Origin of the sequence: Lactobacillus kimbladii, from assembly GCF_014323605.1 — a bacterium.
GTDB lineage: Bacteria > Bacillota > Bacilli > Lactobacillales > Lactobacillaceae > Lactobacillus > Lactobacillus kimbladii_B.
Window position 1 is genome coordinate 474,882 of sequence record NZ_SCMB01000001.1, and the last position, 13,093, is coordinate 487,974.

Annotated in this window: 12 protein-coding genes and 1 riboswitch; of the genes, 1 reads left to right on the forward strand and 11 read right to left on the reverse strand. The window is 38.7% G+C overall.

Features of this window, described 5'->3' with window-relative positions:
* Nucleotides 1–24 precede the first annotated feature (24 nt).
* The 11 genes from ERK18_RS02350 to lysA all read right to left on the reverse strand — a co-directional run bounded on the left by ERK18_RS02350 (nucleotide 25) and on the right by lysA (nucleotide 11,186).
* The gene (locus tag ERK18_RS02350; protein WP_187154118.1) at nucleotides 25–1,077 is read right to left on the reverse strand and encodes an ABC transporter substrate-binding protein; all 1,053 of its coding nucleotides are present in this window, start codon (nucleotides 1,075–1,077) and stop codon (nucleotides 25–27) included.
* Between the two features lie 25 nt (nucleotides 1,078–1,102).
* Nucleotides 1,103–2,146, reverse strand: a complete 1,044-nt coding sequence (locus ERK18_RS02355; protein WP_187154119.1) for an ABC transporter ATP-binding protein — start codon at nucleotides 2,144–2,146, stop codon at nucleotides 1,103–1,105.
* A 12-nt stretch (nucleotides 2,147–2,158) separates the two neighbouring features.
* A complete protein-coding gene (locus ERK18_RS02360; RefSeq protein ID WP_045928780.1) occupies nucleotides 2,159–2,947 on the reverse strand; it encodes an ABC transporter permease in 789 nt (262 codons plus the stop codon).
* Nucleotides 2,940–3,770, reverse strand: coding sequence for an ABC transporter permease (locus ERK18_RS02365; RefSeq protein ID WP_046332790.1), 831 nt, complete (start codon nucleotides 3,768–3,770; stop codon nucleotides 2,940–2,942). Before ERK18_RS02365 ends, ERK18_RS02360 begins: the two co-directional genes overlap by 8 nt.
* Before the next feature lie 265 nt (nucleotides 3,771–4,035).
* The gene (locus ERK18_RS02370) at nucleotides 4,036–5,103 is read right to left on the reverse strand and encodes an aspartate-semialdehyde dehydrogenase (RefSeq protein ID WP_187154120.1); all 1,068 of its coding nucleotides are present in this window, start codon (nucleotides 5,101–5,103) and stop codon (nucleotides 4,036–4,038) included.
* Nucleotides 5,100–6,287, reverse strand: coding sequence for an aminotransferase class I/II-fold pyridoxal phosphate-dependent enzyme (locus ERK18_RS02375; protein WP_187154121.1), 1,188 nt, complete (start codon nucleotides 6,285–6,287; stop codon nucleotides 5,100–5,102). The genes ERK18_RS02370 and ERK18_RS02375 overlap by 4 nt, the downstream gene beginning before the upstream one ends.
* Nucleotides 6,288–6,305: 18 nt before the next feature.
* Complete coding sequence (dapB, locus tag ERK18_RS02380; protein WP_187154122.1) at nucleotides 6,306–7,064, reverse strand: 4-hydroxy-tetrahydrodipicolinate reductase; 759 nt, start codon at nucleotides 7,062–7,064, stop codon at nucleotides 6,306–6,308.
* 1 nt (nucleotide 7,065) lies between these two features.
* Nucleotides 7,066–7,986, reverse strand: a complete 921-nt coding sequence (dapA, locus tag ERK18_RS02385) for a 4-hydroxy-tetrahydrodipicolinate synthase (RefSeq protein ID WP_187154123.1) — start codon at nucleotides 7,984–7,986, stop codon at nucleotides 7,066–7,068.
* Between the two features lie 18 nt (nucleotides 7,987–8,004).
* On the reverse strand, nucleotides 8,005–9,144 hold the full coding sequence (locus ERK18_RS02390) for an N-acetyldiaminopimelate deacetylase (protein ID WP_187154124.1): 1,140 nt from the start codon (nucleotides 9,142–9,144) through the stop codon (nucleotides 8,005–8,007).
* A gap of 8 nt (nucleotides 9,145–9,152) precedes the next feature.
* Complete coding sequence (gene dapD, locus ERK18_RS02395) at nucleotides 9,153–9,863, reverse strand: 2,3,4,5-tetrahydropyridine-2,6-dicarboxylate N-acetyltransferase (protein ID WP_187154125.1); 711 nt, start codon at nucleotides 9,861–9,863, stop codon at nucleotides 9,153–9,155.
* A 9-nt stretch (nucleotides 9,864–9,872) separates the two neighbouring features.
* Nucleotides 9,873–11,186, reverse strand: coding sequence for a diaminopimelate decarboxylase (gene lysA / locus ERK18_RS02400; protein WP_187154126.1), 1,314 nt, complete (start codon nucleotides 11,184–11,186; stop codon nucleotides 9,873–9,875).
* Between the two features lie 84 nt (nucleotides 11,187–11,270).
* Nucleotides 11,271–11,449, reverse strand: a riboswitch (Lysine riboswitch).
* A 281-nt stretch (nucleotides 11,450–11,730) separates the two neighbouring features.
* Here lysA and ERK18_RS02405 point away from each other — a divergent pair.
* On the forward strand, nucleotides 11,731–13,083 hold the full coding sequence (locus ERK18_RS02405; RefSeq protein ID WP_187154127.1) for an aspartate kinase: 1,353 nt from the start codon (nucleotides 11,731–11,733) through the stop codon (nucleotides 13,081–13,083).
* The last annotated feature ends 10 nt before the right edge of the window (nucleotides 13,084–13,093 follow it).

Here is a 13,093-nt window from a genome sequence, read left to right on the forward strand (position 1 = left end):
TGAAGGCAGGTTCTTTTTTGACAATTATTGATTCATAATTTTATTCCATTGACTGATCCATGAAGGCATTTGCTTGTTCACGTAATAAAAGTCAATAGTTTTTGCTCTTTGGGCGATCGCACCATATGTTTTATTGGCAGCTTCAGCAGCAGTCAATTTTACTTGTGAATTAACCGGGGCATTATTAAGCGATTTTGCACTGGCAACTTTCTTTTGGTTAGCTTCACTTATACGAAAGTCAATATACTTATATGCCGCTTGAGTATTCTTACTGTTTTTCAAGATTGCAATATTATCATAGTTAGCATATGTTCCTGAAGCTGGCACTAGATACTTCAAACTAGGATTAGTAGCTTGCAACATGCTGATTGAAAAATCACCAACAACCGCCGCGGTAATTTCTCCCGTTTTAAACATATTACTTAAGTCTGAACTTTGAGAATATGTTTTAACCACATTCGGCTTTAGTTGCTTTAACGCTTTGAAGGCAGCCTTGCCATTGTCCTTGGTTACACTGACTTTAGCATGATCCCCTGCCACATAAAGCATTGCGGGACCAAAAGTTGTTACAATATCCGGAATTGCAATCTTGCCCTTTAATTTCTTAGACCACAGGTCATCCCAACTTTTAATGTGGGCCTTTTTCGGATTATAAATAATGCCAAAACTATTAACAGTGTACGGAACAGTATTTGTGTCTTTTGCCAGCTTTTGCTGGTCAGCGGATAAATACTTGAAATTCTTGAGTTTGGAAAAATCCAATTTTTTAAAGAGTTTCTTTTTAGCTCCAGTAATCGCATTATTTTGGGCCAATTCAATGACATCTACCGGTGAATTAGAATTGTGCTCAATCTGCGTTAGGCGAGTTGAGCTGTCCCCAAACTGTGTAGACACCTTAACATTATTTTTCTTAGCAAACGGGTTAAGCACGTCCGAGCGCATCTGCTTAGTTGCTAAGCCAAAAGTGGAAACTGTCAGCTTACCGCTACCAGCATTAGACGAACAAGCGGAAGTTGCCAAAGTTGTGCCGGCAATGATAAAACTAGCTGCTAACAAACAAGCTTTTTTAAATTTCATAACCATACCTTTCTAAAAACACTGACTATTCTGATAACGGATGAAGATGCTTAGCAGGAAGGGTCAGCGTTACTTCTTCTCCTGAACTGCGCATCTTTTGCCGTGCTTCCTCAACTTGAAAGTCCCCAACGGCTGAATGAATGGCATACTTAAAACTTTGTCCTAAATATTCACGACTCATAATTTTACCGGTAAATGTATTTTCAGAAACATCCGCTAAATTCAAGTGGATGTTTTCCGGACGAATGGTTAGCACTTTTGCATTTTTATTTGGTTCAGCCGTGGTCAAAACCGTATCGCCTACTTTGATATGATGGTCATCCTGACGATTAGCAGCAGTGACAGTAATAAAATTGTCATAGCCAATAAAACGAGCAACATATTCTGTTCGAGGATGATGAAAAATATTCTGTGGCGTATCAAACTGATCAATGCGTCCTTGTTTCATAATTAAAACTTTGTCGGAAATTGCAAAACATTCTTGCTGATCGTGTGTGACAAATAGTACGGTCATTTTTAATTTCTGCTGCAAGTCACGGATTTCTTCCCGCATCTTCAGCCGCAACTTAGCATCCAGATTGCTTAAAGGTTCATCCATTAATAGCAATTCAGGATTGGTAACCAGAGCTCTTGCTAACGAAACTCTTTGTTGCTGCCCCCCAGAAAGCTGCGCTGGAAATTGTTTAGCCAGTTGACTTAAGCCCGTAGTTGCCAACATTTCAGTCACTTTTTTCTTGATAGTATTTTTGTCAAACTTGCGCATTTTTAGTCCAAAAGCAACGTTATCAAAAACATTCATATGGGGAAAAAGTGCATAGCTTTGAAAAACCATCCCGAAATTTCTCTTGTAAACAGGTACTTTAGTAATATCTTTACCGTTAACTAAAACCTGTCCGGCAGTTTCTGGAATTAAACCAGCAATAATTCTTAGTGTGGTCGTTTTGCCACAGCCAGAAGGTCCAAGAATGGAAACCAGCTCACCGTTATTGACAGCAAAAGATATATCTTTTAAAACTTTAGTTTTACCATCGTATGATTTTGCTAAATTTTGTACTTCTAAATTTGCCACTGCCCTACTCCTCTACTTTGTAATATTTTTAATACCAATCGCTTTTTCAACCAAGAACATCATGAGTGCTGTAAAGATCATCAAAAGCACAGAAATTGCTGACACAGTGGGATCATAATTATTTTGTAAATAATTCAAAATTGCCGGTGGCAACATGGTTAAAGAAGGGCCGCTCATGAATAAAGAAACTGGAATATTGTTGAAGGAATTGATGAAACACATCATAAACGCAGCAATGATACTGGCCTTAATATTTGGCAAAACAATTAGGAAAAATCCTTTTTTGCGAGAGCAGCCACAAATCCAGCCCGCTTCTTCGATGTGACTGTCCATTAACAGCATACTGGCTGTAATTAAACGAATGACATACGGTAAACACAAAAGAAAATGTCCGACAATCAAGCCAATAAATACCGGAATTCTCATAGTAATAACTGCGGCTTGATAGAGGGCAAAGCCAATAACAATTTCGGGAATTAAAGTTGGACTGAGAAAAAATGATTGAAACCAAGCGGCATGATGAATGTTGTAACGCGTTAAGGCGTAGACAGCAGGAATGCCAATAACTAAAGCCGAAATGCTGGCAATTAAAGCTACAATTAAACTTGATTCAAAACCTGCAATAAAATCAGGCTGTTGGAAAATATTGCTGTACCAAGAAAGGGTAAAGCCGGTAATCGGTAATGAAATCGAGCTTTGCGTATTAAAGGATGTAATTACGACTAAAATTAGTGGCAACATGATTAAAGCCAAAATAATAATCGAAATCACAGTCAAAGTTTTATTTTTACGATCAAGCATTGGTTGGCCTCCGATCTAAATGTTGGCTAAGCTTCCTCATGAGCCACATCGAAAGAGCAGAAATAACAATTAAAATTATTGAGATAACGCTGGCATTTTGCCAATTACCTAATGTCATTGCTTGCTGATAAATCATAGTTGCCATTACTAAATGGCGGTTGCCACCAAGAATTTCTGGAGTAGTATAAGCTGTCATCGTTCCAGCAAAAACTAAAATACAACCAGTTAAAATGCCGGTAGTCAATTGAGGAATGATCACCTTAAACAATGTGCGCCAAGGACTGGAACCAAGAACGGCTGCAGCTTCTTCAACTTCCACATTTAATTCAGCCACGCTGCCAATTAATGAATTAATCATAATTGGTAAAAATAAGTAAACTGAACCAATAATAATAGAAGCATTAGTGTAAAGAATATTTAGCGGTGATCTAATTAGGTGCAACGCCAGTAAAATCTTATTGACGATTCCGTCATGACCCAAAATAATAATCCATGCAAAGTTTCTTACAACCGCATTGGTTAACATGGGAAAAAGAATTAGCAAATTCAGTACCTGTCTGACTACTGTTTTTTGTCTTCCTACCCAGATAGAGATAGGTATCCCAAGGATCAAAACAACAATCACTGTTATAATTGCTATCAAAAAACTACGTCCAAGAACTGCCCAGTTGAAAGAACTCTTTAAAAATTGTGCGTAAAGTGAAAAGAAGCCACTTTTACTTTGGAATGTTGGTATTGCAATTTGAATTAGAGGGAAAAAAGTGAATACCAATACTCCCAAGAATGCAGGAATTAACAACCATACTGCTGTTTTGCGATTCATATATTACCTCCGCTTTGTATATTAGAGTATCGAACTTTTAATCTACTGTCAACATCAAATACGAATAAAATTTATACTTGTTCATTAAATAGTTTGTATTTTTTAGCTAATGAAAGTGCTTAATATTGCGATACGCGTATAATCAATAAAATTACGAACATTAAATAAAAAACTCTTTTAAACTGAATTAAATCAGTTTAAAAGAGTTAATTTTTATATTAAATATTGAACAGCCCAAAGTTTGGCTTATTTATTAACAAAAACATTACTTATCAGGGACACGCACCAAATTATCTCTGACTATACACTCAGCAATTTCCACGGTGTTGCTGGCAGCACCTCTTAATAAATTATCAGCTACTACCCACATATTAAACGCGCCAGGATTTTCTTGGTCTGGACGAATACGGCCAACAAAAGTCTCTTTTTTACCTGCTGCTAAAAGCGGCTGTGGATAAATTTGGTTTTGCGGATCATCTTGTAAAACTAGCCCGGGAGTCCGCTCAATTTCCTGCTTTATCGCAGCAGCAGTTGCTGACTGATCTTTTAAAGTGAAATAAACTGTTTCGCCATGACCAATTTCAACTGGCACCCGGACACAAGTAGCAGTAACTTTTATTTGCTTTGTGTCCTGATCATTAAACAAAATCTTTTTAGTTTCATGAATCATTTTCCATTCTTCGTGAGTGTAACCATCATCTTCAAAAACATCAATCTGCGGTAACAGGTTAAACGCCATAGGGTAATGCTTTTTAGCAGACGCAGTTGGCAAAATTTTGGCTTCAGTTTCTTGATTATTCAGCCTATCTTGTGCTTGTTGCAACAGTTCATCCCAAGCCGCTTTGCCAGCACCAGAAACCGCTTGGTAAGTTGAAACGATGATTTGCTTAATACCCCACTTAACGTGAAGCGGATAAAGCGCGGCAACCATCTGAATGGTCGAGCAATTAGGATTAGCAATAATGCCATGATGATTAACTAATTGGTCATCGTTAACTCCGGGAACAATTAGTGGAACATCATCAGCCATCCGGAAAGCACTAGTATTATCTACACACACTGCCCCCCTTTTGACCGCTTCAGGCAATAACTTTTTAGAAACGGCGCCACCAGCAGATGATAAAACCAAGTCAACACCAGTGAATGAATCAGGATGTGCCTCTTCAACTGTAATTTCTTGGCCTTTAAATTGTAATTTCTTGCCTGCTGAACGCTTAGACGCTAGCAATTTAACTTGCTTGACTGGAATTGCTGCTTTTTCCAATTCACTAATTAAACGTTGGCCTACTGCGCCTGTAGCACCCAAAATTGCAACTGCGTATTTTCTCATCAAATTTCACCCTTTTCTGCTAAAAACTTTTGGATTCGACTCATAGCAGTATGAAGATTTTTGTCACTGGCAGCATAAGAAAAGCGGATATAGCCCTCACCACCAGGGCCAAAAGCATTTCCGGGAGTGCCTCCAACTTTAGCTTTATGGGCCAAATCCAGTGCGAAAGCTTCATCGTCCTTACCATAACTTTCCGGTATTTTAGCAAAAACATAAAATGCACCTTCACTGGCATGAGTTTTTAAGCCCATATTGTTTAATGCACCAACAATATAATCACGCCGCTTTTGGTAAATTGGTCGTGCTGCAGCCGGATCCTGATCACCGTTTTCCAAAGCTTCAGTAGCTGCTGCTTGCGCTGGATTTGATGGAGCTGTAACCAAGAATGCGTGCATTTTTGCAATTAAACTAATTAAAGCAGCCGGTCCAGTCACATAACCCAAACGATAACCAGTCATCGCATGCGACTTGGATAAACCATTAATTAGTAGGGTACGATCGGGTAAATAATGCGCAATCGATACGTGATTAAAGTTATAAGTCAGCTCACTGTATATTTCATCAGAAATCACATAAAGGTGATGCTCTTTAATGATTGGTGCCATTTGCTCTAAAACAGAACTGGGACATTCCCTGCCGGTTGGATTAGTAGGATAATTCAGTAAAATTGCTTTAGCATGAGGGTGCTCATTCAGTGTCTTTTCCAAATCTTCAGGAGTCAACACAAAATTGGTTCCTGACGTATTGATAGCAACCAGCCTAGCTTTAGTGTATTGAATCAATGGGAAATAAAGGGCATAAGAGGGGGTCGGTACAATAATTTCATCCCCTGGCTGAAACAAAGCCAGCATTGTTGCGGCTATAGCTTCAGTTGCACCCACTGTGACTACAATTTCGCTGTCAGGATCATAAGTTAAGCCTTGCTTGCGCTGTAAAAAATTGCTAATGGCTTTGCGTAATCTGGGTGTTCCTTTTTGGGCTGAGTAATGTGAATCATTATCTAAAATGCTCTGAGCAGCTGCTTTTTTAACATGTTCAGGTGTATTTAAATCAGGTTCTCCCAAGGTTAATTTAATTAAATCAGGAATATCGTCAACCTTTTGAGCAAAAGCACGGATACCAGAGGGAGGAATTTTTTCTAATGGTGTATGAATAATTGAAGTTAAATCAGTAGCTAATTGTGGCATTTTTGTTCTCCTTATAAATTATAAAATTTGGTCTAAACCGACCACTAAATCTGGTAAGTCCATTACCCGACTCAAGGCCACTTTCACGCCCTGCATAAATGAAGAACGAGAAAACGAATCTTGTCTGATAGTTAAAGCTTCTCCGGGCCCACCAAAAAGCACCTGTTCGTGAGCTACGTATCCTGGTAAGCGAACGGAATGAACAGGAACGCCATCATAATCAGCACCGCGAGCTGCAGAATCGTTCGTAGTTTGATAGCAATTTTCTGGATTGCGGTTTTCTGCAATTAATTTTGCAGTTGCTATTGCCGTTGCACTAGGTGCATCCCTTTTATCAGCATGATGCATTTCAATGACCTCTGCATTAGGAAAATAACGGGCAGCTTCTTGCGCAAATTTCATTAGTAAGACAGCCGACAAACCAAAATTTGGAGCAATAATGCCACCAATTTTTTCTTTTTGTGCAATTGCTTGGAGCTTTTTGGTTTGATCTGGGGTTAAACCACTTGTTCCAACAATAGGGTGCATATGGTGCTTTAAAGCAAATTTAGTATTTTCATAAACGGCTTGTGGGGTGGTAAAATCAATCCAAATATCGGCATCAATATCGACAGCAGTCAAATTTTCAAAGCATTTAACTGAAGCTCCAAATTCTGAACTTTTAGATGCCGTTGGAGCTAAAACAGCTACTAATTGACAATCCGTTAATTTATTAACTAATTGCACTGTTTGTTTTCCCATAGATCCTGTGGCCCCAGCTACCAAAATTTTTTTCATATTATACTCCTAGTTCTAACGGCAGTTTATGTAATAAAGCCGATTCAGCTAAACCTAAATGAACAGCTAATTGCCCCTTTTCTGCTTCATTTAAGTCCATAATAGGCAGACGACAGCCACCAGCTGGCAGCCCTTGTGCATTTAAGACGGCTTTAACTGGAGATGGTGAAGGATACATGAATAAGGCTTGCATCTTCGGCATTAGCCGTCTTTGCAATTTCCCCGCTGCAGCTACTTTACCCTGATCTAAATCATCATACATTTCACGCATGGCCGAGCCATAAACATGAGAAGCTACCGAAATCACTCCTTTTGCCCCTAAAACTTTAGCTGTTAAAGACTGCAAGTCTTCGCCTGTATACACTAAAAAGTCATTTGCTGCGTGTTCAATAATATATTCTAAGTCTTCTAAATCAGTACATTGCTTAACGCCAGCAATTTTAGGATTATGTGAGAGGTCAACCAAGGTTTCTTTACTAATCTTAATTCCTGTTCGTCCTGGAATATTATAAATGATAATTGGTACGGGAGAATTTGCTGCCACTGTTTCAAAGTGAGCTGTAATTCCTCTTTGATTCGGCTTGTTATAATATGGCGCTACTACCAAAGCCATATCAATGCCGGGAATTTGTCCTACTTCCTGGGTAAACGCAACAGTTTGTGCAGTATTATTACTGCCTGTGCCCGCAATTACAGGTACTCGTCCTGCAATTATTTGAGCAAACTTAGTATATAGTTCTATTTTTTCATCATGAGTCATGGTTGCCGTTTCCCCAGTCGTACCGCCAATGACAAAACCATTGCTGCCTGTATTAATTAAATGTTCTGTTAATTCTTTCAGACCAGGATAGTCAACTTTTCCTTCTTTATTAAAGGGCGTAATTATCGCAGTCATTAAATCTGCCTTGTCAAAATTAGTCATGCTTTCTCTCCTTTTGAGTTACATATGACTCAATAAAAAACCTACCATTGCTTTAATTCCTATTACTATTGCATCTTCGTGTGGGTTAAATGTTGCAGAATGGAGTTGAGAATTATCGTTCACGCCCAGCCAGAACATGGTACCGGGAATTTGTGCCAGCAAGTAGCCAAAGTCTTCTCCTGTCATAGCCGGCTGCATCTCTTGGTAATCAATTTGAGGATTTTCCTTCATATAATTAATAAACTCGCTTGTGATTTGCGGATCATTTTCAACTGGCCAATAACCACCCTGATTAAGCTGCAAATCAACCTTAGCATTAAAACTCTGCGCTATTCCCTGAGTCACATCCCGCAAGCGTTGATCGATTCTTTCAATCATTTTTTGGGTTAGTCCGCGAATAGTTCCTTCAAGATGAGCATGGCCGGCAATCGCATTTCTAACTGTTCCAGCCCTAATCTTTCCTATTGTAATAACTCCGCTTGCAATGGGATCAATACTGCGTGAGACAATTGTCTGAATTTGTTCTATTAAAGCAGCTGCAGCTACTACCATATCATTAGCTTGTTGCGGATATGCGGCATGCCCATCCTTACCATATAAATCAATATTGATTTCAGTTGTTCCCGCAAATAATGTTCCTAAACGGCAGCCAATTGTGCCAGTAGGCAAATCAGGAGTAACGTGCAAGGCAAAGAATTCGTCGGGGCGCCATTTACCAGAGAAAATTCCAGCTTCATAGGCTTTTTTGCCGCCACTTTCACTTTCTTCAGCCGGCTGGAAAAAGAAAAGTAAATTATCCAGGGGTTGGTGATCACAAAAATAAGCCAAAATTCCTAGAGCCACCGTCATGTGGATATCGTGACCACAGGCATGCATTTGACCTTGAGTTCGAGAAGCAAATGGCAAAGCCGTTTTTTCTTCGATCGGTAAGCCATCAATATCTGCACGATAACCAATTGTTTTCTGGGGTTCACTTCCCTGAACCCTGACCAATATTGCTGTGGGCAGCTCCGAACATGTGCGAACCTCAATATGTTTTTGAGTAAAATTGTCAATGACCTGTAATAAATATTTTTGTGTTTGGCGTTCATGCAGAGCTAATTCAGGGATTTGGTGTAAATCGCGACGAATTTTAACAAGTTGCTCAGAAGTTAACATTAATTAATTCACAGCTTTCTTAATCCCTGTTCAATTCCTGTCTTAGAGGCAGTTTTTTGATCACGCATTTTAACAACTTTTGCCGGCACTCCGGCGACGACACTATTTGCTGGGACATCTTTAGTTACTACAGCACCAGCTGCTACCACTGCATGGTCGCCAACTTGGACTCCTTCTAAAACCACGGCGTTAGCACCAATCAAAACGTTTTTGCCAATTTTCACAGGTTGTGCTGAAGCCGGTTCGACAACTCCGGCAATTACCGCACCTGCTCCAACATGGCTATTCTCACCAACAATTGCTCGGCCACCCAAAACAGCATTCATATCAATCATGGCATTTTCGCCAATTTCCGCACCAATATTAATGACAGCCCCCATCATGATTACAGCATTTTTGCCTATCTCAACGTTTTCACGAATAAGGGCACCCGGTTCAATTCTGGCAGAGATGTTCTTCAGGTCCAATAAAGAGATAGCAGAATTCCGACTGACATTTTCCACTTGATAATATGTTATCTTCTCGGCGTTTTTTTCTAAAAAAGGACTTAAAATTTGCCAATCTCCAAAAACGACTCCAGTATGAGTTTCACTAAAAACTTTGCAGTCTTCAGGCCAGTCCAATTTAGCCATTTCACCTTTGACATAAACTTTAACTGGTGTTTTTTTGGTTGAATTAGCAATAAAGTCAATGATTTCGGTTGCCGTCATTTTTTTCATATTTATAATTTATCCTTCCATTTGATAAAAGTGATCATGACTAACTATATCCGCATAAGTTTCACGTGTAACTACTACTTGTGCCTGACCATTTTCAGCAAACACAACGGCTGGCCTAGGAACACGGTTATAATTCGAAGCCATACTATAACCATAAGCTCCAGTAGCCAAAACTGCAATTACGTCACCCGGTTTACTTTGAGGCAGTGCCAATTTGTTAATAAGAATATCGCCTGATTCACAATAGCGTCCTGCCAGCCTGACAGTTTCTACTGGCTTGGCATGTGGCTTTTCTGCTAATACTGCCTCATATTGTGCTTGATAAAGGGCCGGTCTGATATTATCACCCATACCACCATCCACGGCAACGTAAGGCAATAGTCCCGGCACTTCTTTGCGTGCACCGATTGTATATAAGCTACAGCCAGCCTCTCCTACAATTGAACGACCCGGCTCAATCCAGATGGCCGGCATTTTTAAGTGATTTTCTTGTGTGCATTTTTTGACTGTCAGCACTATTTGACTGATGAAAGTATGCGCAGTCAAAACTTTGTCCTGTTTGGTATATCTAATGCCAAAGCCGCCACCTAAATTTAAAATGCGCGGCTGGTAATCATATTTTTGCTGCCAGTTATTGACCAACTGCATAAGTTTTTCAACTTCTAGCTTAAAACCAGCTGTTGCCAAAATTTGTGAACCGATATGAGCATGGAGGCCAATCAAGTCCATCTGTTTATTAGCTTTTACCTCTAAAAATGCCTGCTCGGCTTGTCCTGATCTAATATCAAAACCAAACTTGCTATCTTCTTGACCAGTTTGGTCGTATTCGTGAGTATGAGCTGAGACCCCTGGAGTTAGCCGCAGCATTACTTGCACTTGAGCACATGTTTTTTGCAAAATCTGCGTTAGCAACTTAATTTCATAAAAATTATCCAGAACAATCACACCGACATGGTTTTGCACGGCCAATAATAACTCATCAGCTGTCTTATTATTGCCATGAAAACTGATTTTCTCTGCTGGAAATCCTGCTTCTAGAGCCGTGTACAATTCTCCGCCAGAAACAACATCAACATGTCCGCCAAGTTCATTAATTACCTGATAAATCGCAATTGTAGCAAAAGCCTTACTGGCATAACTTATTGCATAATTCACATTTTCCTCTGCAAATGCATTTTGGAAAGCCTGAAATTGCTGTTTGATTTTTTGTACGTCATAAACAACTAATGGGGTACCAAACTCCTTTGCCAGTTTCAATGCATCTACCCCACCAATTGCTAAGTGACCTTGAGCGTTAGTCTGGTAATAATCATTAGCAGCCATTTAAGTCTCTCCTTTTTTTTAAATAAAAAAGGCTCTTTTGTTGTGCTTAACAAAAGAGTCCTTCAAGTTATTATCTGGTATCAATTTTGTCGATAGCGCTCCGCGAATATAAAATTGCGACAGTCCGTAACCTGTTAGATTACGTCCCAGCTAATTAATTACCGCAATAACTAACGCTTCGGCAACCGCCCCTTTGACTGGCTTCTTAGTTTTTGCAGAAACTCCACCAGCTACTTTTGTTGGTTGCAACCTCTTCGATTTATTAAAATATTATTATTAATTAATATGATTGTCAACCATTTTTGCTGGTAAATATTTTTTGATTTTCAAATCCCTAAAATTATTTTTTGCAATTAATTGTTTCAAAGCTGCAGCAAAGACTGTTAAAACCGGCATTTATCGACAGCTTTTTTACCAAAGTTTTCTTAAGAGAAATAATAGCGTTATTAATTAGCAACTTTCTTTTTCGGTTGAAGATTAAAATTTTAATGTTAAAATCCAATACTAATTACTTAAATTAAATTTAATTGTGAAAGGTATTAACATGAAAGTTGTAAAATTTGGTGGTAGTTCTCTAGCTGACGGAGAACAATTTCAAAAAGTTTTAAAAATTATTAATGCTGATCCGGCTCGTAAAATCGTAGTTACGTCAGCGCCAGGAAAAAGATATAAAAATGACACTAAAGTAACAGATTTATTAATAAAATATGCCCAGGAAACAATTAATAAACAAAATTATAGTGCAACTGTTACAAAAATTTGGTCAAGGTATCATGACATTGCCGCTTATTTTAAAATACCCGAACAATTATTAAAGCCTTTATTGCAAGAATTACATAATCTACCTCAAGTTTCTTATCCAAGTAAAGATTTTTTAATGGCAGGCTTTAAAGCGCATGGAGAAAAACTAAATGCTCAGCTTTTGACTTTAATTTTACAAAGTCGTCATATACCAGCTCGTTTCTTAGACCCTAAAGAATCTGGTTTTATTGTGACTGACAACCCTAATGACACCCAGGTTTTGTCGGAAACTTACAGCAATTTGCAGAAGTGGGCTCAAACTTCAGACTTATTAATTGTTCCTGGCTTTTATGGTGTTACTCAAGACGGTTTAATTGCTACTTTTTCTCGTGGTGGTTCTGATATTACCGGATCAATTTGGGCACGGGGACTTGACGCTGACCTTTATGAAAATTTCACTGATGTCGATGCTATTTACGCTGCTGATCCTAGAATAGTTACGCATCCCCACGCTGTTAATGTTATGACATACCGTGAGTTGCGAGAACTGTCATATGCGGGCTTTTCAGTTTTTCACGATGAAGCTATTATTCCTGCAATTGAAGGACAAATACCAATTAATGTCAAAAATACCAATCACCCAGATTTACCTGGAACAATGATCGTACCTGAAAATAACTTCCAGCCTCAAAGTACAATTACAGGAGTAGCTAGTTCTGGTCATTTTGCAGCATTATATTTACATAAATACTTGCTAAATAAACAGGTTGGTTTTACTCTTAAATTACTACAAATTTTTTATAAATTTAATATATCTTATGAGCACATGCCTTCAGGAATTGATGATTTAACTGTGATTTTTGACAAACGCCAATTTAATGAGCAAATTCGCCAGCAAATGTGTTTTGAAATTCAACAGGCACTTAATCCTGATCAATTAGAGTGGATCGATGACTATGCCATTATCATGGTTGTAGGAGAAGGAATGAAAAACAAAATTGGCGTAATGAAGAATATCACGCTGCCTCTGGCACAAAAGCATATTGCAATTCATATGATTAACCAAGGTGCTTCACGAATCTCAATTATGCTGGGTACCAAAAAAGCGGACGCAGCAGCTGCCGTTAAAGAAATCTATCATAAGTTTTTTAATTAATTTAAGGAGC